Origin of the sequence: Salegentibacter echinorum (assembly GCF_900129445.1) — a bacterium.
GTDB lineage: Bacteria > Bacteroidota > Bacteroidia > Flavobacteriales > Flavobacteriaceae > Salegentibacter > Salegentibacter echinorum.
This window is the reverse complement of sequence record NZ_FQVT01000001.1, coordinates 709,320-733,552: the sequence shown is the minus strand read 5'-3', so window position 1 is coordinate 733,552 and position 24,233 is coordinate 709,320. Positions and strand designations below refer to the sequence as shown.

At 36.3% G+C, this 24,233-nt stretch carries 23 protein-coding genes; 8 read left to right on the top strand and 15 right to left on the bottom strand.

Annotated elements, in window-relative coordinates; all coding sequences use genetic code 11:
* The first annotated feature begins 2 nt into the window (after positions 1-2).
* Positions 3-983, top strand: a complete 981-nt coding sequence (locus tag BUA71_RS03320; RefSeq protein ID WP_072876651.1) for a Gfo/Idh/MocA family protein — start codon at positions 3-5, stop codon at positions 981-983.
* Positions 984-1,213: 230 nt separating this feature from the next.
* On the opposite strand, the gene trxB is transcribed toward BUA71_RS03320, so the two are convergent.
* Positions 1,214-2,206, bottom strand: coding sequence for a thioredoxin-disulfide reductase (trxB, locus tag BUA71_RS03315; protein ID WP_072876649.1), 993 nt, complete (start codon positions 2,204-2,206; stop codon positions 1,214-1,216).
* A gap of 315 nt (positions 2,207-2,521) precedes the next feature.
* Between trxB and BUA71_RS03310 the strand changes: the two genes are divergently transcribed.
* Positions 2,522-3,145 carry a trimeric intracellular cation channel family protein gene (locus BUA71_RS03310; protein WP_072876647.1) on the top strand — a complete coding sequence of 208 codons (624 nt, stop codon included), beginning with the start codon at positions 2,522-2,524 and terminating at the stop codon, positions 3,143-3,145.
* Positions 3,146-3,211: 66 nt separating this feature from the next.
* Here the strand turns inward: BUA71_RS03310 and BUA71_RS03305 are convergent, their stop codons facing one another.
* From BUA71_RS03305 to BUA71_RS03270, 9 genes are all read right to left on the bottom strand, one after another.
* A complete protein-coding gene (locus BUA71_RS03305) occupies positions 3,212-3,625 on the bottom strand; it encodes a DUF6691 family protein (protein WP_072876645.1) in 414 nt (137 codons plus the stop codon).
* Positions 3,626-3,634: 9 nt separating this feature from the next.
* A complete protein-coding gene (locus tag BUA71_RS03300; protein WP_072876643.1) occupies positions 3,635-4,192 on the bottom strand; it encodes a YeeE/YedE family protein in 558 nt (185 codons plus the stop codon).
* A gap of 414 nt (positions 4,193-4,606) precedes the next feature.
* Entirely contained in the window at positions 4,607-5,509 is a 903-nt protein-coding gene (locus BUA71_RS03295; RefSeq protein WP_072876641.1) for an NAD(P)-dependent oxidoreductase, read from the bottom strand.
* Positions 5,506-5,649 carry a hypothetical protein gene (locus BUA71_RS17590; RefSeq protein WP_175545930.1) on the bottom strand — a complete coding sequence of 48 codons (144 nt, stop codon included), beginning with the start codon at positions 5,647-5,649 and terminating at the stop codon, positions 5,506-5,508. Before BUA71_RS17590 ends, BUA71_RS03295 begins: the two co-directional genes overlap by 4 nt.
* Before the next feature lie 95 nt (positions 5,650-5,744).
* Positions 5,745-7,286: an acyl-CoA carboxylase subunit beta gene (locus tag BUA71_RS03290; protein ID WP_072876639.1), complete on the bottom strand. Its 1,542-nt coding sequence runs from the start codon at positions 7,284-7,286 to the stop codon at positions 5,745-5,747.
* 128 nt (positions 7,287-7,414) lie between these two features.
* Positions 7,415-8,860 carry an acetyl-CoA carboxylase biotin carboxylase subunit gene (accC, locus tag BUA71_RS03285; RefSeq protein WP_072876637.1) on the bottom strand — a complete coding sequence of 482 codons (1,446 nt, stop codon included), beginning with the start codon at positions 8,858-8,860 and terminating at the stop codon, positions 7,415-7,417.
* A 139-nt stretch (positions 8,861-8,999) separates the two neighbouring features.
* Positions 9,000-9,485 (bottom strand): acyl-CoA carboxylase biotin carboxyl carrier protein subunit, encoded by a 486-nt coding sequence (locus BUA71_RS03280; RefSeq protein WP_072876635.1) that lies wholly within the window; start codon positions 9,483-9,485, stop codon positions 9,000-9,002.
* 363 nt (positions 9,486-9,848) lie between these two features.
* Positions 9,849-11,189 (bottom strand): MBL fold metallo-hydrolase, encoded by a 1,341-nt coding sequence (locus BUA71_RS03275; RefSeq protein WP_072876633.1) that lies wholly within the window; start codon positions 11,187-11,189, stop codon positions 9,849-9,851.
* Positions 11,170-12,090 carry a sterol desaturase family protein gene (locus BUA71_RS03270; RefSeq protein WP_072876880.1) on the bottom strand — a complete coding sequence of 307 codons (921 nt, stop codon included), beginning with the start codon at positions 12,088-12,090 and terminating at the stop codon, positions 11,170-11,172. Before BUA71_RS03270 ends, BUA71_RS03275 begins: the two co-directional genes overlap by 20 nt.
* Before the next feature lie 168 nt (positions 12,091-12,258).
* Here BUA71_RS03270 and BUA71_RS03265 point away from each other — a divergent pair, with 168 nt between their 5' ends.
* Positions 12,259-13,245, top strand: coding sequence for an aldo/keto reductase (locus BUA71_RS03265; protein WP_072876630.1), 987 nt, complete (start codon positions 12,259-12,261; stop codon positions 13,243-13,245).
* Positions 13,246-13,302: 57 nt separating this feature from the next.
* Here BUA71_RS03265 and BUA71_RS03260 read toward each other — a convergent pair whose 3' ends face one another.
* From BUA71_RS03260 to BUA71_RS03245, 4 genes are all read right to left on the bottom strand, one after another.
* Complete coding sequence (locus BUA71_RS03260) at positions 13,303-14,256, bottom strand: Fic family protein (RefSeq protein ID WP_072876628.1); 954 nt, start codon at positions 14,254-14,256, stop codon at positions 13,303-13,305.
* A gap of 290 nt (positions 14,257-14,546) precedes the next feature.
* Positions 14,547-15,161, bottom strand: coding sequence for a class I SAM-dependent methyltransferase (locus tag BUA71_RS03255; RefSeq protein ID WP_072876626.1), 615 nt, complete (start codon positions 15,159-15,161; stop codon positions 14,547-14,549).
* 6 nt (positions 15,162-15,167) lie between these two features.
* Positions 15,168-16,202, bottom strand: a complete 1,035-nt coding sequence (locus BUA71_RS03250) for a cytochrome d ubiquinol oxidase subunit II (protein ID WP_072876624.1) — start codon at positions 16,200-16,202, stop codon at positions 15,168-15,170.
* 2 nt (positions 16,203-16,204) lie between these two features.
* The gene (locus tag BUA71_RS03245) at positions 16,205-17,506 is read right to left on the bottom strand and encodes a cytochrome ubiquinol oxidase subunit I (RefSeq protein WP_072876622.1); all 1,302 of its coding nucleotides are present in this window, start codon (positions 17,504-17,506) and stop codon (positions 16,205-16,207) included.
* Positions 17,507-18,013: 507 nt separating this feature from the next.
* Between BUA71_RS03245 and BUA71_RS03240 the strand changes: the two genes are divergently transcribed.
* The 4 genes from BUA71_RS03240 to BUA71_RS03225 all read left to right on the top strand — a co-directional run bounded on the left by BUA71_RS03240 (position 18,014) and on the right by BUA71_RS03225 (position 21,698).
* Positions 18,014-18,385, top strand: a complete 372-nt coding sequence (locus tag BUA71_RS03240) for a hypothetical protein (RefSeq protein ID WP_139277052.1) — start codon at positions 18,014-18,016, stop codon at positions 18,383-18,385.
* Positions 18,386-18,488: 103 nt separating this feature from the next.
* Positions 18,489-20,528 carry a TonB-dependent receptor domain-containing protein gene (locus BUA71_RS03235; protein WP_072876618.1) on the top strand — a complete coding sequence of 680 codons (2,040 nt, stop codon included), beginning with the start codon at positions 18,489-18,491 and terminating at the stop codon, positions 20,526-20,528.
* Positions 20,529-20,540: 12 nt separating this feature from the next.
* Positions 20,541-21,383, top strand: coding sequence for a FixH family protein (locus BUA71_RS03230; protein ID WP_072876616.1), 843 nt, complete (start codon positions 20,541-20,543; stop codon positions 21,381-21,383).
* Positions 21,384-21,485: 102 nt separating this feature from the next.
* On the top strand, positions 21,486-21,698 hold the full coding sequence (locus tag BUA71_RS03225) for a hypothetical protein (RefSeq protein WP_317040889.1): 213 nt from the start codon (positions 21,486-21,488) through the stop codon (positions 21,696-21,698).
* Positions 21,699-21,733: 35 nt separating this feature from the next.
* Here BUA71_RS03225 and BUA71_RS03220 read toward each other — a convergent pair whose 3' ends face one another.
* Entirely contained in the window at positions 21,734-22,942 is a 1,209-nt protein-coding gene (locus tag BUA71_RS03220) for a M24 family metallopeptidase (RefSeq protein WP_072876614.1), read from the bottom strand.
* A gap of 210 nt (positions 22,943-23,152) precedes the next feature.
* Here BUA71_RS03220 and BUA71_RS03215 point away from each other — a divergent pair, with 210 nt between their 5' ends.
* Positions 23,153-24,163: a helix-turn-helix transcriptional regulator gene (locus BUA71_RS03215; RefSeq protein ID WP_072876612.1), complete on the top strand. Its 1,011-nt coding sequence runs from the start codon at positions 23,153-23,155 to the stop codon at positions 24,161-24,163.
* Positions 24,164-24,233: the final 70 nt, after the last annotated feature.

Genomic DNA, 24,233 nt, shown 5'->3' with positions numbered 1-24,233 from the left:
ACATGAAAAAAATAAAATGGGGCATTATTGGCCTTGGAAAAATAGCTGGAAAATTTGCAACCGATTTAAAAGAAGTAGAACACGCCGAACTCTATGCTGTTGCCAGCCGGTCCCAGTTAAAAGCCAAAGATTTTGCACAGAAACACGGGGCGACGAACTTTTATAGCAATTATGAAGCTATGTTAAAAGATGAAAACTTAGATGTGGTATATATCGCAACACCTCATGTTTTTCATCATGCACAGGCATTAATTTGCCTGGAATATAAAAAAGCAGTTTTATGTGAGAAACCTTTTGCTATGAATCGCCAGCAAGTGGAAGAAATGATCGCTAAAGCCAAAGATGAAAATGTGTTTTTGATGGAAGCACTCTGGACACAATTTTTGCCACATTTTAAAGCAGTAATGGAAATTATTGAATCCAAAAAATATGGAGCTATTAAGAGCCTGGAAGCAAACTTTGGTTTTGATGCTGCAATAGATTTAGAAAAGCGCCTATACAATAAATCTTTGGGCGGGGGTAGTTTGCTAGACATAGGTATTTACCCAATCTTTATGGCATTAAGTGCTTTAGGAATGCCCGAAAATATTAAAGCTAAGGGTAAGTTTTATGAAACCGGAATAGATCAACAAGCCGATGTTGTTTTTGAGTATGCCAATAATGTAAAAGCAACTTTGCAGAGTAGTATTATTGAGGATACATCAACAACCGCAATTATAACGCTGGAAAAAGCAACTTTAAAATTGAATTATCAATTTCACGCGCCTACGAGTTTTGTGATTACAACCAACGAAGGAGAAGAAACCAAAGAATTTGGCGTGCATACAAAAGGCTATAATTTTGAAGCCGAGCACGTACAAAGAATGCTTTGGGAGGGCAAAACGGAAAGTACAGAAATGACGTTTGAAAAGAGTTTGCAATTAATCGAACTACTGGATAAAGTAAGGGAAGAAATAGGTTTAGATTATGAATTAGTTCAGTGAAAAATCTAACCAGTTAAAGTAAGCAACACAGAGTAAAAGTGACTGTCTAGAAAGTACTTTGGTTTGTCATTGCGAGGAACCAAGCAATCTCCAACTTATTGAAAATCAATAAGGAGATTACTTCACTTCGTTCGTAATGACGCTGAATTTTACTTTTGAGACAGCCACTTAGCTTTTTTAACGTCGAAATGAATTTACTTATTACGACTAATCAAATTACTGCTAAATTATTAAGCCTCTACCCTTTTGGTAGTTTTCACTTTTTCATCTTCTTCACTTTCTACCACTGCTAAATAACGTTCGGCATCTAAGGCGGCCATACAACCTGTACCGGCAGCAGTCACTGCCTGACGATAGATTTTATCTTGCACATCTCCTGAAGCAAAAACACCAGGCATATTGGTCTTGGTCGATTTGTTTTCGGTAATTAAATACCCGGTATCGTCCATTTCCAATTTTCCTTTAAAAATGTCGGTGTTTGGCTTATGTCCAATGGCTATAAATAAACCTGTAATATCAATTTGTTCTTTCTCACCGGTTTTATTGTTTATCATTTTTAAACCTTCTACCACCTGGTCCCCAACTACTTCATCTATTTCTGTGTTATACCTAAGGTCTATGTTTTTGGCATTGGTAACCCGGTGTTGCATCGCTTTAGAAGCGCGCATTTGTTCGCCACGAACCAACATGGTAACCTTAGTACAGATATTAGCCAAATAAGTTGCTTCTTCGGCTGCGGTATCTCCACCACCAACAATTGCAACATCCTGACCTTTATAGAAAAATCCGTCACAAACAGCACAGGCAGAAACACCACCGCCACGTAAACGTTGCTCACTTGGTAAACCTAAATATTTAGCAGTTGCTCCGGTAGAGATTATAATTGATTGAGCTTCAATCCATTTATCATTATCAATTTGAGCCTTATGATAGCCACCGGTCTTATCATTAAATTCTACTTCAGTAACCATTCCCATACGTACCTCGGTACCAAAACGTTCGGCTTGCTTTTGCAAATCCATCATCATTTTTGGTCCATCCACTCCTTCAGGATAACCAGGGAAATTATCTACCTCGGTAGTGGTTGTTAATTGCCCGCCTGGCTCAAGACCTGTGTACATAATAGGTTTAAGATCTGCTCTGGAAGCATAAATCGCCGCAGAATAACCGGCTGGGCCAGACCCAATAATTAAGCATTTGATTCTTTCTATATTTTCACTCATGTTCTCTATTTTTATTTTAATCAATTAAACTTATTCCCTGAATCGAAGTAATATTGAATAACCCTGCAAAAATAGCAACTTTCAATTCAAAACTAAGGGAATACTAATTAAGATTTCCTATTCACTAATAACACTATAATATTAAACCCTTTCAAACCATTGCACCAAAGCAAAACCACCAATATCCTATATTTTTATTTTTGTTTTGCTACTCTATAAACTTTGTAAATTATAAAAAAGATAGATAATATTATAGTGTTTTCGACTATTAAAAATAGTTGTCATTCTATATTAAAATATACCTTTGCATCCCAAATGGAACTTTCACTTTTCAATATACTGAATATTCTGGGAACTGTAGCCTTTGCTATTTCGGGAGCCCTTGCTGCCATGGATAGAAGACTGGATATTTTTGGTATTTTTATTATTGGTTTTGTTACTGCCATTGGTGGCGGTACCCTACGTGATACTTTAATAGGAAGCACTCCGGTAGGTTGGATGGAAAACACTGTTTTTGTATATCTTATTGGTGGAGTTATTTTACTTACCATCATTTTTAGAAATAAAATTAATTACCTTAAAAGATCTCTTTTTCTTTTTGATACTATAGGGTTGGGAATTTTTACCATTATTGGGGTAGAAATTGGTATTAGAAATGAATTAGACCCAATAATTTCAGTTGCACTGGGCGCTATGACGGGTACCTTTGGAGGTGTGATTCGCGATATTCTTTGTAACGAAATTCCCGTTATCTTTCATAAAGAGATTTATGCCACGGCCTGTATTTTTGGCGGATTGGTTTTCGTGGCCATGCACAGTCTTGGTATAGATCAGGATCTTATTTATATTACCACCTCCATTATCGTTATCGCTATTCGTATAGTGGTTGTAAAATATGAAATATCACTTCCTTATTTTTATATTAAACAAAAGAACTAACACCAAAAATTACCGTTTCGCTTTCAAGCCATCAAAAACCTCGGGGAACTAAGCTCTCAAAAAAGATTAATGTGGTAATTTCTTCCGAAGTAACCCATAAAGGAATGTTCCCAGAAGCGCTCCAACAAACACAATTAGAATAGGTAAAAATCCTGCGCCAACCAAAGTAAAAATTGGACCGGGACATGCACCTGCCAGCGCCCAACCAAGACCAAATAAAATCCCGCCATACATATATCGGCTAAAACTTTTGTCTTTTGGGGTAAATTCAATTGGTTTTCCAAAAAATGATTTTAAGTTTTTTCTTTTGATTATTTGAATACCAATTATTCCCAGAATCAAAGCAGAGCCCATGATCCCATACATATGAAAGGATTGAAACTGAAACATTTCATAAATGCGAAACCAGGATGCAGCTTCAGATTTAAACATTACAATTCCGAAGAAAATTCCGATAAATAAATAGCTTATAATTCTCATGTCTATTTTTTAGAATATTAATGGAAATAATAAATGAACCATAACCAACCCACCAATAAAAAATCCTATCACAGCAATTAATGAAGGTTTTTGAAGGTTACTAAGCCCCGAAATTGCGTGTCCGGAAGTGCATCCTCCTGCATAACGGGCACCAAAGCCTATTAAAACTCCCCCAACTAATAGGATGATTAAAGCTTTTATACCACCCACAGCTTCCCAACTATAAAGCTCGGTTGGTAAATAGTTAGTCCCTGCACTTGAAAAACCAAGTTCGTTTAAAATATTGATGGTTTTAGGGTTAATAGCAACCGCCAAATCATTACTTAAAAAATTAGCAGCGATAAATCCGCCAATTACAGCACCCAGCACTACAGTTAAGTTCCAGCGTTGTGCTTTCCAGTTGAATTTAAAGAAATCGGCTTTAGCATCTGCGCCACAAAGGGTGCACATCGTTCTAAGATTTGAAGACATTCCAAATTGTTTACCCATAAAAATGAGTAAAAATAAGGTTACGGCAATTAATGGTCCCGAAACATACCAGGGCCAGGGTTCAAAAATCCATTCCATAGTGAGTATTTTTTATAAGCTGCAAAATAAGCAGAATTTACAAATTCCTACAGTAACATTTGTTACAGCAAGGTCTTAACTCAGGATATTTAATGAGAATCCTCTTGGGTCAAACTCACGAGGTGAAAGAAAAATCAAAATAAGCTTCGGAAAATATAACCTTATGGATTAAAAATACAAAAGCCACAATGACTCCAAAATTCCAAAAAAGCACCAATAGTTTCTTAGCGTATCCTGGTGACTTTCTGTCTTAGTGCCAATATGATTCTCATATTTTCGATACCCGGATATTCATGATAAAAACCACTATTATATAAAAAATATTCGTGCATTCGTGGCCACTTTTTTTACGTTTTAAGCCTGAAACAAGTACATCAATATTACAGTCGTTTTCTATCCTGACGAGCTTAACACCTACTTCATAAAAGACTTAAAGTTATCAAGTACTTTTTCAGATAATCGTCTTTGTGTTTCAGCACTCCAACCGGCACTTTTTTTATTGACAATTACACTTTTTATTTTTTTAGTTTCTGCTGAAAGGGCTGAACCGGCATCCCCATCAAATATTCCGAAGTTGCCCTCCCTTTGTACCCAATTGACAAAGGCTTTTTCTTCAAATGGTCCTCCCAGGGAAGTATTAATTAGAATTTTGCCATTTCCAAAAAGTTCAAATTCATCTGCCGATAATAAACACGCTTTTTTAGGTAAATGTAAAGAAATAATCTCCGTGGTTACCAGCAATTCGTTTAATGGCAAATAAGTAATTCCTTTTTTCTCCCAATTTTCTTTGCGTGTTCTACTATAGTAATAAAGGTCGGCGCCAAGTGGCATTAGTGATTCGGCCAACATTTGGCCTGTGGTTCCCAATCCTATAATTCCAATTTTTTTATCGGTGAGTTCTGTAGCAGTTTCCCGCCATTGGTGTTCGCCAAAACCGTGAATCAATCTAATTAATTCTGAAAGCACAAATTCTATCACACCGGGATCGCCATAATCGAAAATACCGGTTACTTCGATCCCGTTCTCCCTTGCATAATCTACGGCTACATTGGAAGACTCTGGATCATACAGGCTGCAAGCCATTCCAATATACTTTAAATTAGGGCATTGTTTTATTACCTTTTCGGGAATTTGCGTTTTCCAGGATACAAAGACAACCTCGGCATCGCCAATTCGTTCTATGAGTTCTACCTCAGAAGCTGCAACCTCATCATAGGTTTCTACCTGGGCTTTACTAAAGTTTTGCAACTCGTCTATAGCCCAATCTTCCATCTTCGTGTAATCTACACAAACAATTTTATTGAATTTACTACTCATTCCCATTCAGGTAATATGATGTCATCATCCATTTGGTCTAGAAACACGTCTTCTTCTTCTTTAAATCTTCTGTTTTTTTTAAGTTCCAATTCAATTCCCATTAATTCGAGTTCTAAATTTGAACTTCCGGTTTTCATCATTAGTTTAAGCTTTGATTAGTTTAGTTTAATTTAGAAAAATACTAATTAAAAACAGGCTGACAAAACCCAACTCCTTAAGTTCATTTTAAAAAGAGTTATAAAGGAATATTCCCGTGTTTTCTATCTGGTCTTAAAACTTCTTTATTTTCTAGCATACTAAAGCCTTTCAACAGTTTTCTTCGGGTTTCCCGGGGCATAATCACCTCATCTATAAAGCCACGGTGAGCAGCTTCAAAAGGATTGGCAAACCTTTCGGCATATTCTGCTTCTTTCTCAGCCAATTTCGCTTCACTATCTTCAGCTTCTTTAATTTCCTTTCTAAATATAATTTCACTGGCACCTTTAGCGCCCATTACGGCAATTTCAGCGGTAGGCCAGGCAAAATTTAAATCGGCTCCAATATGTTTGGAATTCATTACATCATAGGCTCCACCATAGGCTTTCCTGGTAATTACCGTTACTTTTGGGACAGTAGCTTCGCTTAGTGCATATAATAATTTAGCTCCGTTTAAAATAATTCCGTTCCATTCCTGGTCGGTGCCGGGTAGGAAACCGGGAACATCTACCAGCACTAATAACGGAATATTAAAAGAATCGCAAAATCTTGTAAACCGCGCAGCCTTTTTGGAAGAATCCACGTCTAAAACTCCCGCAAGGCTCATTGGTTGATTGGCAACGATACCTATACTTCTACCTCCCAACCTTGCAAAGCCTACAATGATATTATCGGCATAATCTTTATGGATTTCATAAAAAGAATCCTCATCGATTATCCCCCCAATAACCTCGTGCATATCATAAGGTTTATTAGAGCTATTTGGCACAATACTATCCAATGCTTCCCTGGTTTCCTTCCCAATTTTATACGGAAGTTTTTCGGGTGTTTTCTTATTGTTTTGGGGCATATAGCTAACCAGTTTTTTAATATCTTCCAGGCAGGTAATATCATTGAAAGAAGTCACGTGAGTCACGCCAGATTTTGTGGCGTGAGTTAAAGCTCCACCAAGTTCTTCGGAAGTAACTTCTTCATTGGTTACAGTTTTCACCACATTAGGCCCGGTAACAAACATATAGCTGGTATCCTGCACCATTAGCGTGAAATCTGTCATAGCGGGAGAGTAAACCGCGCCCCCGGCACAAGGCCCCATAATTGCTGAAATTTGCGGAATTACGCCAGATGCTTTCACATTTCGATGAAAAATATCGGCATATCCACCAAGCGATTTAACCCCTTCCTGAATCCTGGCACCACCGGAATCGTTTAAACCAATAAGCGGCGCCCCAACTTTTACCGCCAGATCCATAATTTTACAAATCTTTTCGGCGTGAGTTTCAGAAAGAGAGCCTCCAAATACGGTAAAATCCTGCGCAAAAACATATACGAGTTTCCCGTTAATGGTGCCGTATCCGGTTATAACCCCATCGCCATAAACTTTTTGATCTTCCATACCAAAACCGGTAGTTCTATGCGTTACCAAAATCCCAATCTCTTCAAAGGAAGTTTCATCCAGCAAATAATCAATACGCTCACGGGCAGTGAGTTTCTTTTTCTTATGCTGCTGGGCGATTCGTTTTTCACCACCGCCCAAATGGGCTTGTTTAATTTTATCGTTTAAAGCTTCTATATTTTTACTCATCAATTTTGTTTTTTACTCACTAAGTGAAATTTTATAATTCCCGCCCTAAATTTTATCAGTATAAAATCTAAAAGGAGCTATTGTATAAAATCAGGGAATATTTCATTCTTAAATTACGCTCTTTCTAATCATTTATTTATCGGCAAACGCAATTCTTGCTGGTCTTTTAAGTATTGTTTTAAAGCGACGAGAGCGGCAAGCCGTGCTTCCTCTTTAATTTCATTTTCCAGTTTCTCTGCTGAATAATATTTCCTTACAAAATGAGTGTCAAAATTCCCTGTTCTAAATGCTTCATGTTCAAACACAAACTTTCCAAATGGAAGTGTCGTCATAACACCTTCAACCTCATAACCTGCAATAGCTTTCAGCATTAATTGTATTGCTTCCTCCCTATTTTTTCCATAGCTTACTAATTTTGCCAACATTGGATCATAATAAATAGGAATTTCCATTCCTTCTTCAAATCCGTTGTCAACCCTAATATTAGGGCCATCCGGGATTTTGTATTTCTCTAATTTACCAACGCTGGGAAGAAAGTTATCCATAGGATCTTCAGCATACACCCTAAGCTCTAAAGCGTGTCCCTTTATAATAAGATCTTCTTGTGAGAATTTTAGTTTTTCTCCTCTCGCTATTTTAATTTGCTCAGCTACCAGGTCAACACCGGTAATGTACTCGGTCACGGGATGTTCTACCTGTAGGCGGGTATTCATTTCTAAAAAGTAGAAATCTTTATTTTCATCGAATAAAAACTCTACCGTTCCCGCCCCTACATAGTCACAGGCTTTAGCTACTTTTATAGCCGCTTTTCCCATTTGTTTGCGCAATTTACTATCTAAAACTACCGAAGGAGCTTCTTCCACTACTTTTTGATGCCTTCTTTGTATGCTGCATTCCCGCTCAAAAAGATGAATGTAATTTCCGTATGTATCTGCCAAAACCTGAATTTCAATATGTCTGGGCGAAGCAACATATTTTTCTATAAAAACAGCACCATCGCCAAAAGCTGATTCAGCCTCACTTATAGCCCGTTTCATTTGGTCTTCTAAATCTTTCTCCTGTTCTACCACGCGCATTCCTTTACCACCGCCCCCGGCAGATGCTTTTATGAGGATAGGAAAACCAATTTCTTTGGCAATCTTTTTAGCTTTTTCCGGGTCGGTAATTGCTTCATCAATACCGGGAACCAGGGGAATATCATAAGCCTTTACCGCATCTTTTGCGGCAAGTTTACTCCCCATAATTTTTATAGCTTTAGAGCCGGGACCTATCCAGGTAATTCCGTTTTTCTCTACTTGCTCTGCAAATGCTGCATTTTCACTAAGAAATCCATAACCGGGATGAATACCATCTACCTTAAGTTTTTTAGCGATTTCAATAATTTTATCGCCTTTAAGGTAAGATTCATTAGACGGCGCTTCGCCAACGCAAACCGCTTCATCGGCAAATTTTACGTGCGGAGCATTCCTATCTATAGTAGAGAAAATAGCTACGGTTTTAATTCCCATTTTTTGAATGGTCTTCATTACCCTTAAAGCGATTTCGCCTCTATTGGCGACTAATATTTTCTTCATCAATTTTTTAAATTTTAATTTGCTTGATAATCGAGATTAAATACTCCCAGATGAGACTCGAAATTGAACAATATTCATAAATAATACCCAATGTTGTTGCCAGAGCTAGTTTGCTGACAACCGCTTACTGCCAACTGACTTATTCCATTTCTATTAACAGTTGATTCTTCTCTACCGTATCTCCTTTTCCTACTGAAATGGCTTTTACAACGCCATCCCGGGGAGCCGCTAAGGTGTTTTCCATTTTCATGGCTTCCAGCACTACCAGGTAATCGCCTTCTTTAACCTCTGAACCTTCTGCTACATTTACCTCCAATATAAGTCCCGGCATTGGGGCTTTTATATCGTTTAGTAGTTGTGCATTCCCAAGAGAAAGTCCCATCTCTTCAATGAGTAAATCTAATTCATTGGAAATTGCGACCTTATAGCTATTAGCATTTATCTTTACGTTATATTGACGTGTAAGAAAGCTTGCGTTAGTCATTTCAGCTTTAAAACTTCGGTCTTCGTGAAGTAAATGATATTTTTCTTCTGAAATTTTTTGAGTATCTAAATCATTAATCTGGTCATGAGTGAATTCGAATTCAAATTCATTATTCACTTTAACCCTGTACAATTTTTCCATAATTCTTTATTTTCAAATCAAATTTGAAGCATATTCTGTAAATATAGAAAAAGTTTAAAGCAAATAATTATGAAGTATTAAGAATCCTGTGTTTTCTTGATGCTTAATTTACTTTAGTTGAATATACATGTTATCCACTATCGAGTAATAGATTTCTCTTAAAAGTCTTATTGTGATGAAGTTTTCCCCTTGGCCACCTGGTTGATTGAATGCTGTGAATTTATATGATATTCAATATACCTTAGCAGGGATTTATCGACCTTAAAAAAGTCTAATTTTAGCTATATTCAAAAAATTAAATTGAGGTCATAAAAAAACCCCGAAACGGGGTTTTTAAAAAATCGATATTTTTTGGCAATACTTTTATGAAGAAAATTCTTTAATAGCATCACTCATATCATAAACAACAACATCTTTTAACTTATTTTCTAAAATGCTACTTCCGGCTGCAGAACGGTACCCACCGGCACAGTGAACCACAATAGGTTTATCTGTAGGCAGTTCATCAGCTCTATTCCTAAGTTCATTTAAAGGAATTGTTTTAGTCTTAGAAAAAATCTTTCCTTCAGAAACTTCGCTTGCATTTCTTATATCCAAAATAGTATAATCATCTGGTTTAGTTTTAAACTCTTCTAACTTAAAGGCTTCCGAAGAATTTGAAACTTTTTCAGATAAAGTAACTACTCCTTTTAGCTGTTTTTCGTAGCCTATTTTTGCAATTCTCTCCAGTAATTCATCTAAATCTTCTATACTTTCAACAACAAGGTAAAACTCCTCTTTAGGCTCAATGATGGCACCCAACCAGGTTTCAAATTTATCACTGTTAGACCTTGCCATAACATTAATACTATTAGCTAAATGTCCATTTTTATAGGTTTCACTAGACCGGGAATCCACAACTTTCACGCCTTCTTCAACTTCGGTAACGCAAAGTTGAATGGGTACTTCATATTTAGCCTTTTGCACATTTAAGGCTCCATCGCGGTTTAAATCTACATTAAATCCAAAATACGCCGGGATAAAAGGTTGATCTTTTAAAATCTCTTCTACAAACTCCTCTTCGGTTTGATCCTTAAAAGCCCAATTCCCCTGGCGTTCATTGCCCAATGTACTGGAAGAAGCGTCACTCATATTTTTTCCACATAATGAACCGGCACCGTGAGCGGGATAAACTACCGTATTATCTGGCAGGTCATTAAATTTTGTCTGCATCGTATGATACATTTGTTTTGCCAGCTCCAACCGTTTAGCTTTCATATTTCCAGCTTTTTCACGCAGATCTGGCCTTCCCACGTTTCCAATAAAAAGAGTATCCCCGCTAAACATCACGGTCTCTTCCTTTTCTTTTGCAATAAAAGTTAAACTATCTGGTGAGTGCCCGGGCGTATGTAGCGGGGTTATAGTTACCTTCCCTACTTTTAAGCTTTGGCCTTCATCAAATTTAGTATGTGGATAATTCACCCCCACTTTTTCGCTAATATAAATTTTGGCACCTGTTTCTTCGTGAATTTGTAAATGTCCGCTTACAAAATCGGCGTGTGGATGCGTTTCAAAAACGGCTACAATTTTCGCGTTGTTTTCCTCGGCATATTTATAATATTGCATAGGATTACGCGCGGGATCTACCAATGCCATTTCTCCTTCACTCACCAGAGCATAAGAATAATGTGCTAACGGATCATCTTTAAATTGCTTTATTTTCATTTTTTAAATTTTTGCGTTGAATAATTTTATTTTCTTTTCTGAAGGGAAAAAAAGTTTGATTTTTAAATCCCTCCGGAAATTCTTCGTCACCTTCAAAACCTAATTCTATGTCCTTTCCTTCTTCTGGGATATAAGCAGTTCCAAATATATAATCCCATATACTTAAACTAAGTCCAAAGTTCATTCCGTGTGGCCTGTCGCTAGGAAGCTCTTTAGAATGGTGCCAAATATGCATTTTGGGGTTGTTAAAAATATAACCGAAAATGCCATAATTCCAACCCAGATTAGCATGATTTAAATGACCAATAAATACAGCAAACATGTGTACTACAAAAAATTGTTCGATGCCAAAGCCAATCATCGCCAGCGGAATGTATTGCACCGATTTATATACAATGGTTTCCATAAAGTGAAACCTAAACTGAGCTGCAAACCCCATTTCTTTAATGCTGTGATGCACCTTATGAAACTCCCACAGCCAGGGCTGTTTATGTAATTGCCTGTGTACGTTCCACTGAATAAAGTCGGCGATGATAAACATAATAAGCAACTGGCTTACCATAGATAGCTCTTGTACTTCAATAGCGATAATATTTTTAATTCCGAAGAGTCCTAAAAAGTCATTAAACAGAGCAACACCAACATTGGAAAGTGCATTATAACCAATAAGGGAAAACAGAAAAAAGTTAAATAAAATATAGAAAGAATCTAACCAGAAATCCTTTCTAAAAATCTTCTGCTCCTTTCGCCACGGAGTTAAAATTTCTAAAATCCATACAAGAAGAGATAATCCTAAAAGCCAATAAAAATAATTGGTCCAGGAAGGATTGTTTATTTCCTCAACCAGGTAATTAAAGTATCCTGTAAAAGAATCTGCGACTATGTTTAGGTACTTTTTCAAGAGCATTCTAATTTGTGCTACAAAAATATAATAATCTTACATTTAAGACAGTAACTTTTGTTACAGTTCTTAACATCCTTAGCTTATGATACGTTAAAGACCACGATAATTCGAAAAAACTATTTTAAATTTATAATATTCTAATACGAAAAACATTCTAGAATTACTATGAAACATTTAAAACACAATTACGGTCTTGGTGGTGTGGCCATTGGAAATGGATTTAAAGAAATAAGCGATGAGCAAGCACAAAAAACCTTAGAAGCTGCCTGGAATGCGGGAGTAAGATATTATGATACTTCCCCCTGGTATGGACTTGGTTTAAGTGAAAGACGTTTTGGTCACTTTTTGCATAATAAAAACCGGGAAGAATACCAGCTTTCTACAAAGATAGGGCGCATTCTAACTGCGACTAAAAATCTTCCAAAAACAATGTGGCATAATCCTTCGCCTTTTGATTACCGTTATGATTATTCAGCCGAAGCAACGAGGCGTTCTGTTGAAGATAGTTTGCAGCGATTGGGCGTTGAGAGTTTAGATTTTGTATTTATACATGATTTATCGCCAGATCACGATAATGATTATAAAAACGGAACCACCTGGGAAGATCATTTTAAGGTAGCACAAAACGGTGCAATGCCAGAACTCGAGAAAATGAAAGAAGAAGGACTCATTGAAGCATGGGGACTGGGAGTAAATACACGTCCGCCAATTTTAAAAAGCCTGGAAGTTTCTAAACCCGATGTGTTTTTGGCTGCAATTCAATATTCGCTATTAGATCATAAGGATGCACTAAATAACCTTTTTCCTGCAATAGAAGAGAATAATGCCGAATTAATAATAGCAGCACCATTTAATTCGGGATTATTAACAGGAAGTGAAAGATATAATTATGCAGATGATGTTCCTGATGAAATAAAAACCCGATTAAAAAAGATAAAGGAAATAGCAGCGAAACATAAGGTTAACCTTACTGCAGCTTCACTTCAATTTTCCCTGGCCCCAACGTGTGTGGGCAATGTTTTAGCGGGTGCAAGTGAGCCAAGACAGGTAGAAGAGAATAAAAATGCACTTGAAGTTAAAATCCCTGCAAAATTTTGGACAGATCTAAAAGATAAAGATCTTATTGAAGCTAATGCCCCAATCCCAGGCTAATTCAAAATTAAAGCTACGAATGTAATACGATTGCATTCGTAGCTTACTTACATATACTTATCTTTTTCGTTTCCTATTTTGCATATAATCCTCTATAGCTGCTTTTGTGGTGAGCCAATTTCTACCTTCTTTGTAAGCGTCTATTTTTCCCTGTCTTGCCAATAAACTAATATATTCCTGGCCATAAACCAATTGCTCCTCCTCTACCAAATTAGAAATTTCTCTATAATTGGCATCGTTATCTGGTAAAGCTTGAATATAAATATTTAGACTGCGCTCTAAAGCCTGGCACATTAACAAGCATAATTTGAAATAGTTTCCTTTGTTTGCTAAGTTTAAAGCTTCATAATATTTCTTACGGTCGTTTCTCAATATAATAGCCGGTGGAAAACCTGCTTGCATTAAAATTAAATTCATGGCTAGTCTAACCGTACGGCCATTACCATCGAAAAAGGGATGAATCCATACAAATTTATGATGAAATACCGTTGCAAGCTCTATCACATTTAAATTTTGCTTATTGGTATGCACAAAATTAATTAGATCATCAAAAAGACCCGATACATTTTGTGCATTTGGTGGCACGAAATTGGCACCGGCAATGCGAACTCCGGCATTTCTTAACCTCCCGGCATAATCGTCTTCTATACTACGCAAAACAAGCTCATGCAGTTTTAAAATGTCTCTTGCGTTTAGCTCATAACCAGGTTTGAGTAAGTGATAAAGATGCTCTAATGCCTTTTCATGATTTTTGGCCTCAAAATGTTCTCGTAGTGATTTACCTTTTATGGTAATACCTTCCTGTAAAACCATTTGGGTTTCCCGTAAACTTAAAGTATTTCCCTCAATGCTATTGGAATTGTAGGTCCATTCTATAGCGAGAACTTCCCTCATTTTACGCAAAGCCACCGCAGGCAAAGGTCTGGCTTTTTGCAGCAAGGCCTTTTTCTCAAACAATCTATCAAAACTTGTTTGCAGTTTTTTTCTATATGTCACCCCTACATCCCACATAATCACAAAGATACACTATTATCGGTTAAGTTAATAACTAATCTATCCGATATTAGATAATTTCGAAGATTTGTTAGGCTTGAACTATTTCACATATCTGTCAAGAATCTCGACCTGAGGGTACGAGGAATGATTCCGACAAAAAATTTTAGTTCGAAGCAAGCTCCGAAGAAATAAACTCCTGGCCATCGTCCAGGGATTAAACTCATTAGAAAATGTAGAGTTCTTGCGGCATAATAAGTTGCTCACCTTTAAAATAAAATGTAGTCAACTATAAATTGCAGGCACTATTATTTCTTCTGAAAACTACAGAATGTGAAATTTTGAGTACTTCCCGATGGGGTTTGATGATCTAAATTCTCACAGGATATTTTATCGAAATCTTCAGCAAAGAAATTTGATAATTCTTCTGCTGAATATTGCTTAATTACTTGTCCGCTGCACTTTGTAGGTCCTTCATTCGAAAAAGTAGCTATAATGGCTTTGCCTTTATCCTGAAGACTTTCCTTGAGAATTTCTTTATAATTTTCAATTTTTGGGGGTTCAGTTAAAAAGTGAAATGCAGCACGATCGTGCCATAGATCATATTTTTCTTCAGCTTCAAACCTGGTAATGTCTGCTGCGATCCAATTTACTTCCTTTCCTTTTAAACCAAGTCGCTTCTTTGCTTTTTGCAAAGCTTTAGCAGAAATATCGAGTACGCTAATATTTTCATAACCGGCTTTTAATAAATAATCTACCAAATGGGAATCTCCTCCCCCAACATCTATAATTTTAGCCGATTTTGGTAAATTAAGGTCTTGAATAAATTTTAAGGAAGCCTCTGGTTTATCCTGATACCAACTAACTTCAGAAAACTTTTTAGTTTGATAAATATTTTCCCAGTGGGCTTTAGCGTCTTTCATTCGTGATTAGTTTTTATTATTAGTTTTTTCTAGAACTTTAATCATATTAAATGATTTCATAAGGTAAAATAAAGCCGGCAAAACTAAAAATCCACCAATTAATAGCATTATTCCCAAATTGCTTATTGTAGATGCCGGTGCAAGATTATCCAGCAGACTTAATTCTTTATTTTTTGTAATTATAATATAAGGAAAATGTGCATAAATTGCTGCAAACATGACTAATACCAATTGTAAACCGGCCATATACCTACTGGTTATGCGATGTTCCTTTCTAATAGATTTCCAAAGCGGAATTAATAAAACTCCAGATATAGCGATACAAATAAGGGAAACAGGGTTGTGTAAAAAGTCTTTTACAAATTGTACCTCATTAAAATATCCATAAGTTAAAAGCACAAAACCAAGCACTACCAAAACAACAGTGAAAAATGCTGAACTTCGGCTATAATGTTTCCGCGCTTTCCCATCGGCCTCACCAATGAGAAGTGTTGCCGAGAAGAAGGCACAAAGTGCCGCATAAAATAAGCCTACGAGAAAACTGAAAATATTGAGCCAGCCTTCCATAAAGAGATCGTAAAAACCAAAGTTTTCATAATCTTCAGTAATAATTATTCTTCCTCCAACAAGAGCTGCAAAAGACATCCCCAGGAAAATAGGAGTCATAAGACTTCCCATCCAAAATAACCAATTGTACCAGTGCTGTGATCTATCTACTACTGCATCGTAGTGTCTAAAGATAAAGGCTACTCCGCGCAAGGTAATTCCCAAAAGCACTAAGGTTAAAGGAATATGCAGGTAAATAATCATCACATTAAAATACCCCGGAAATGCCACCCATAAGATAACCAACAGAATTATGAGCCAAATATGGTTGGCTTCCCAAATTGGACCCATCACCCTGTAAATAGTATCCCGGGTGTGTTCTTTATTTTCTTTTGAAGAGAAAAACTCTAAAATCCCTGCACCAAAATCGGCTCCACCCAATAGCACATAAAGCAATAAAGAAAATAGCAAAAAAAATAGAACTACATATAGCATAATTAATCTTCAGTTTTATTAAGCGCTTTAATTTGACGAATCATGAGCCAGGTTACTGTAATTGCGAGCACGGTGTATAAAAATAAGTAAAAGAAAAAGCTATATTTCATACCTGGCATTGGCGTTACCGCATCTTTGGTTCGCATTATTTGATGAATAATCCAGGGTTGCCTACCTACCTCGGTCACCACCCAACCGGCTTCTAGGGCAATAAAGCCCATTGGTGCTAATAGGATAAAAAACAGCCAATAATATTTGTTGTTCATCCACTTTTTCTTTTTTAGGCTAATAAAATAGATAAGCCCTGCAAGCATAAGTAAACCTCCAATTCCTACCATAATTTGAAATGCATAATGAACAATCGCCACCGGTGGTAATTCATCATCTGGAAAATCGTTTAATCCTTTTACTTCAGCATCAAAATCGCCAAAAGCCAGGAAAGAAAGCGCTTTGGGTATTTCTATTTTATATGAAACTTCCCTGGTTTCCTCATCTACTATACCGCCAATAAGCAAAGGAGCGCCATTTTCGGTTTCATAATGAGCTTCCATAGCGGCTAATTTTACAGGTTGACGTTCAGCTATATCTTTTGCAGAGCGATCACCACTAAGCGGTTGCAAAAAAGCCGCTATCGCACCAAAAACGATTGCAATTTTAAAAGCTTTTTTATGCAACTCTACATTTCTTTTCTTCAAAATTTGAAACGCGTGAATTCCCGCGACTGCAAAACTAGTCGCTATAAAGGCTGCCAGCGTCATGTGCAAAGCTTGTGTAAACCAGGCAGGATTGAGCAGCGCTTGCACAGGGTCTATATTTGTAAACTCCCCGTTTACATAATCGAACCCGGAAGGCGCATTCATCCAACCATTTGCCGAAACCACCAAAATCCCGGAAGCTACACCAGATATGCCCACAATAATACCGGTAAACCAGTGGAAGTTTTCGGGAAATTTATTCCAGCCGTAAAGATAAAAGCCCAGGGCTATAGCTTCTATAAAGAATGCTGCTCCTTCCAGAGAAAATGGCATTCCAATGATAGGACCGGCGTGTTTCATAAATTCTGGCCATAACATTCCCAACTCAAAAGAAAGCGCTGTACCAGAAACTGCTCCGGTAACAAAGAAGATAGCAACACCTTTTAGCCAGGCTTTACAAAGTTTTTTATAAATAGGATTACGGGTGTTTAACCATTTGCGGTGTGCCACCACCATAAAAAAAGGCATAACCATTCCTATACAGGCAAAAATAATATGAAAGCCTAAGGTAAACGCCATTTGCAAGCGGGCATAATCTAAATTCTCCATTAAATTATAATTAATTGAATCACAGGGAGCTAAAGCTCTTATTTTTAAACAGTTTTATCTGTCTAAATTTAGAAAAAATAAAGCTATTTTCTATGGAGTCTATGTATATTCTGGATGCATTAGACATAATCTTTAACCTTATATAATTACCCGGAAATTCTTTTAAAATTTAAAATCATACTTGAGATTCTTACCATTTTTATAGCAAATAAACAACTTCGACCCAAGGATGCGAGGTATGCTTCCGAAAGAATTCTTTTATTTCGAGTCAAGCCTCGGGGAATTAAACCCTTGGCTATCGCCCTGCAATTAACGATCAAACTTGAAATGCTCTTAGTATTTCAAGTTTGATTAAAGTTAAGCTAAAGTTCAACTTTTGCAGAAATCATCCATTTTTTAATAGGATCATTTTTCCCTTTGCAGCAATCGAAGCTTAAAAGCATCAAACCAAATTTGTTTATGATTCAAATCATTTTGCACTACTTAAAATGTTCTTAAATTTACCACGTGAAAAACACCATTCTTATAATCGCTCTTATTATGCTTACCAGGCCCCTATGGCCGGTGATTGAGTATGTGGTGAATTATAATTATATCGTAGAAGTACTCTGCGAAAATAAGGATAAGCCCGAAATGGAATGTGATGGGAAATGCTATCTAAGTAAACAGCTGGCAAAACAGACAGAAAGTGTAGAAAACAATCCTTTTCAGGATATAAAGAAGATTGAAATTCCACAGTTTATTATTGCTGAAGAAATTGCGAAATTCAATTTTTATCCCAAAACTAATTTCACATTAAAAAAAGTAATTGGTTATAAACCAAACTTAAAAGCATTTCAGTTTACTTCAAAAATCTTTCATCCGCCCCAATTGGGATAATTTTAAAATAATTGCTTCTGGAAAACATCAGCGCTTGCTGATGGAAAGCTGTGTGCTTATTTTTTCAGGAATAAAGCTTTTTATAATTATCTAAATGGAATAAATGAAAACAATTAAACCTGTATTTTCTTTTAAAGAAATACTTACGGGGTGCTTTTGCTATGTGTTTTTGGCCTGCATATTTACCCCTCAACTCAAAGCCCAGGAAAAGCCGGCCGATAGCCTGGATTTTGTAAAACTTAATGAAGTTGTATTAATTTCAGCGAATAAAAAATTAAATCATAATAAACAACAAAAACCTTTATCCAGTCTGGATGAATTTTTAGAATCATCCCAGAATATTAATATGGTAAAGCGTGGCGCCTATGCCTGGGAGCCGAATATGAACAACATGTCTTCAGAAAGACTTGTAGTAACTATAGATGGAATGCAAATTTTTGGCGCCTGTACAGATAAAATGGACCCCATCACCTCTTATGTAGATGTTTCCAATCTTGCCGAAGCCAGCGTGGAATCTGGACAAAAAGGCAATGCTTTTGGAAATACAATTGGTGGTAGTATTGATTTAAAGCTAGACAAAAGTAATTTTAGGCCTACGGGATGGACCAGTGCTATAGAATCGTCTTTTGAAACCAATAATAATCTGCGCGTTTTCGGTGGAGAAGCGAATTATTCTAATGATCAATTCTATTTTAATTTTGACGCCATTTATCGAAAAGCCAATAATTATAAAGCCGGTGATAATAAAGAAGTTAATTATTCACAGTTTGAAAAATATAACTTCTCTCTAAATACTGGTTATAAGTTATCTAATAACCAATCGCTTAATGCCACGTTAATTTACGACCGGGCAAATGATGTGGGTTATCCTGCCCTAAGTATGGATGTTTCTCTGGCACGCGCCGTGATTGCATCCTTAAGTTATAACCAGGATACCCTGGGAGCCGTTTTTTCCAATTGGGAATCTAAAGTATATTATAATGATATTAAACATGTGATGGATGACACGAAACGGCCAGATGTCGCTATGCATATGGATATGCCGGGTTGGAGTGAGACTTTTGGTTTTTACTCTAAAGCAAACTTAAATAAGACAAACCAAAAGTTTTTATTTAAGGTTGACGGTTTTTACAATAAATCGCTGGCCGAGATGACCATGTACCCCAATGATAGTGAACAACCGGCTATGTTTATGCTTACCTGGCCCGATGTGAGAACTGCCAATTTAGGAATTTATGGAGAAGATTTTATTTACTTTAATACTGCATCCTTAAAACTTTCTACACGGTTGGCCTATCACAGCAATACTGTTGCTGACAATTTTGGATTGAACAGCTTAAAAATTTTCTATCCTGAAATGGAGAAAACCAACACCCGACTGCTAAAAAGTTTTTCGGCAACTTATTTAAAACGCTTTTCTGATCTTAGTTTTAGCGGTGGCTTATCTTATGGGGAACGCGCACCATCGGTTTCAGAGGGGTACGGGTTTTACCTCTTCAATAGTTTTGATAACCACGATTATATTGGTAATCCTAATTTAAATACAGAAAGATCTGCCGAAGCAAATCTTACAGTAACTTATAGGAAACCGGCCTACGAAATCACTGCTGAAGCTAAATATTTCCACATTTATAATTATATAATTGGAATGCCAGAGCCTTCTTTAAGTACAATGACCATGGGGGCCGATGGTGTTAAAGTCTATACCAACCTGGATTATGCCAGGCTTTTTAATACGAGTATTTCGGGAAAATACAACTTATCTAAAAGCTTTAACGTTAATGGAAGCATTGCTTATCATCGCGGCTTAGATGATGAAGATGAAGATTTACCGCTAATTAGTCCGGTTACTTATAAAGCCGGACTTAGTTTTACAAACAATAAAACTACCGCTTCCATTGCTTTAAAAGGTGCCGCCACCCAAACAAATTATAATCCCAATTATGGCGAAACTAAAACTGAAGATTATGCCATTGTCTCGGCCGGTTTTGGACATCGGTTTTTGATTAATAATAATGATCTCTATTTAAAAGCCGGAGTAGAAAATATCTTTGACACTTACTACTCTACTTATAACGATTGGAACAACATCCCAAGAATGGGAAGGAATTTTCATCTTACAATTTCTTATAACCTCAATTAAAAAATAAAACTTATGAAAACCTTACACTATATTTTTACGTTACTTATTCTTTCTACTGTATTCATTGGTTGTTCTTCAGATGATACTGAAGTTCTGCCAGATGCCCTGGAAGATCTAAACAAATTATATGAATTTTCTGAAGCCGATCACGACATTGAAATTTATTCAGAAAAAGAAAAACTACAGGTAGGATTTAATGAAATCTATATTCGATTTAAAAAAGACGACGCTTACTTAAGCGACGTAAAACCCACCTGGATGCCGGTGATGAATATGGAGAATATGAAACATTCGGCACCACACACTAAGTTGAACAATACAGAAAATCCTGAAATTTATAAAGGAAACATCGTTTTTCAAATGCCCGAAAATGAAACGGAAACCTGGGAACTTATACTCACATATAATCTGGATGGAGAGCACCGGGAGAATACCTATCAAATCTCGGTAAAATCGGCGTCAAATGATCTAAAAAAAGTTCAGGTGTTTCAAGGAAAGGATGGTGAAAAGTATGTTTTGGCTTATGTAAACCCAAAAAACCCTAAAGTAGCTACTAACGATTTTCAAGCAGCATTATATAAGATGGAAAGTATGATGAGCTTTCAGCCGGTAAAAGATTTCAATATTGAAGTAGATCCTAGAATGCCTGGAATGGATAACCACAGTAGCCCAAATAATAAAGCTTTAACCTATAATAGTGCTACAAAACTATATGAAGGCAAATTATCACTTACTATGACTGGTTACTGGAGAATTAATTTGAAAATGTTAAATTCTGAAGGGAATGTGATTAAGGGAGAAAACGTTACTAAAGAAAATCCTGAAAGCAGTCTTTATTTTGAATTGGAGTTTTAAATTTTACCTTCAGAAAAAAATAGCAATAATTTTTTGGAAATATTTATCATAGCTTTAAGATGAATTAAGCAAAGTCCTGACTATCTTAAGGCTATGATGAAAATGAGTCCGATAACATACTTAATAATAACTACAGCGGTATTGGTATTAGTAACAATCCTGGTGTTTTTTAATGCCGGATTTCCAATTGTATTTTATCTCACTTGTGTAGGTCAGGTTTTGTTGGCCATAGCAGTTTATAAAGTGCTCACCGATAATTATACTACCGAAAAGACTTTTAAGGATTGGTATGAAGATCATTCTACCAACCAATAGTTTTTTCGGCAGTATTTTTTTAATTGAATATTAGACTAATTTCCAAAAGGATTTTCGATGCTATGAGCGGGTTCTGTAAACCATCGCGGACCTTCTTTGGTCATATAAACATGGTCTTCTAAACGCACACCAAATTCTTGCGGTACTACGATCATGGGTTCAATGCTAAAGGTCATCCCCGGCTGTATTTTAATATCATTTCCTTTTAAAATAAAAGGATGCTCATGAATTTCAAGACCTATTCCGTGACCGGTTCTATGTGGCAATCCCGGTAATTCGTAATCTGGTCCCAGGCCATCTTTTTCCAGTTGAACGTGAACCATATCATCAATATATCCGCAGGGTTTTTCGAGCTGGGCGGCATCGAATGCAGCTAACTGTGCTGCTTTTTCGTTATTCCAAATTTCCTTTTCTTTTTCCGTAGGTGTGCCATAGCTAAAAGTTCTTGTAATGTCTGAAATATACCCCTTGTACTGGCAACCAGTATCTACCAAAACCATATCGTTGTCTTCTAAGGTTTTAGGAGACTTTACACCATGGGGGAAGCTGGAATCTTTACCAAAAAGTACAATACAAAAATAGGATCCACTGGCAATTCCCAATTTTTGATGGGCTAAATGAATAAAATGCTCTACTTCGGCAGTAGTAATTCGGGGTTTTAGAATTCTGGCTGCTGCTTTATGCACCTGCATCGTAAGATCCATCCCATACTGGATATGCTCAATTTCAGCTTCACTTTTTAGCATTCTAAGATCTTTTATTAAATCTTCGGCAGAACTAACTTCAAACTTTTTATGCGCCTGAAAACGAGAAACTAAATTAAATGGTGTGGAATCGTCTATGGCCAAACGAGTACCCTCAGTTACAACCTCCGCTATTTTCTCTACTGGAGATTCGTGCTCCAACCAGGGAATTATCTCCCCCTGCAGGCCTTTAAAATCATTAAAAGTACCTATCTCAAACTCGGGCACCACATAATGAAGGCTGCCATCTACAAATAAAATTGCACCCACAAGGCGTTCAGATGGACTCCATTGCGTATTAGTGAAATAATAGAGGTTAGTTCCTGCATCGATATAAAGTGCATCCAGGTTATTTGCTTTTAAAGCAGTACTGGCTTTTTTTAAGCGTGCTTCAAATTCTTTGTTTTTTATAGGTTTTGGTTTGGCAGCTGGTTCTTGTAGTTTAGAAAGCTCTTCTTCCGGCGTGCTTCCACCTATTCCGTATGATCTATTACTGTTCATTAAAATCAATTTTTACTTAGTACTGAAACTTCATCAGCATTAAATTGTTGTACTTTTATAAAATTATGGTTTTTAAAAATTGTGAGTGGCGGGTTTAAAACTTTTAAGATTTAATTTAACAAATTAAATCAGGTAGAGCAACGTTAACCCTACCCTGTAGAATTTTTATTTATTTGTTTACTTTTGATCTAACATAGCAAAATCTACGAAATGAAAAAAATTAAGGTGAGTTCGCTACCCTTTAAGGATGTACTAAATGATATAGCTGAAGCATTGGAAATTTCGGTTTCTGAATCTTGTAGCGAGTTTAGTTTAGAGTTGCCCAAAAATATTGGAGAAGGTTCTATAAAAGGCATTAACTTCGATACGGGGCTTGGTATTCTCATCTATGATTGCACCTTTTCTCTAGATTTTGAGATTTGTTTTAGCGTAGATAAAGTTCATCCATTAAAGTATATCTATGCTTTAGAAGGTGAAGTAAATCATTCTTTTGAAAGGGAAACCAATAGTCATAAAATTGAAACCTATAAATCTGCAATTGTAGCCAGTAGTGAGCACCACGGGCATATCTTAAATTTTAAAGCCAATCAAAAAACGACAATTGTTAGTTTAGAAATCGACAGAAAGGTTTTTAAAGAAAGGATGCTTTGTGAAATGAGTAATTTGAATGCTCAGCTAAAAGATCTTTTTTTAGATGTTGAAGCAAGCAAAAAGTTTTATCACGCGGGTCATTATAGTTTGCGGTTCCAGGAGTTATTTGAGGCCTTAGACAAATTTGAAGAAAAAAGGCTTGTTCGCAAGATGTTTTTAGAAGGCAAAGCTTCAGAAATTTTTGTAAACCAAATATTAGATTTTGAAGACGATATTAAAGCTGATGCCGATAAAACCATTCTTAGAAAAAGCGAAATAGAAGCAATAAAAAAAGCGACTAGTTTTATTCACGAAAATATAAAGGACCCCATCACCATTAAAATGTTGTCCAGAAAAGTAGGTCTTAATCCAAATAAATTGCAGGAAGGTTTTAAATATCTCTATAAATCTTCCATAAATGAGTATCTCAACGACTACCGTATGACTTTAGCTATGCAGTATCTTAAGAATACAGAGAAATCTATTAGCGAAATTTGCTATGCTATTGGGCTTTCCAGTCGCAGTTATTTTTCTAAGACCTTTAAAAACCGGTACAATATTTTACCCTCGGCAATTCGTAAAACTGATTAGAAAAATTAGTGCTAAAAACCTCAAGTTGTTTTCAATAAGGTAAAACAAAAACTTAAAAAACACAAAGTAA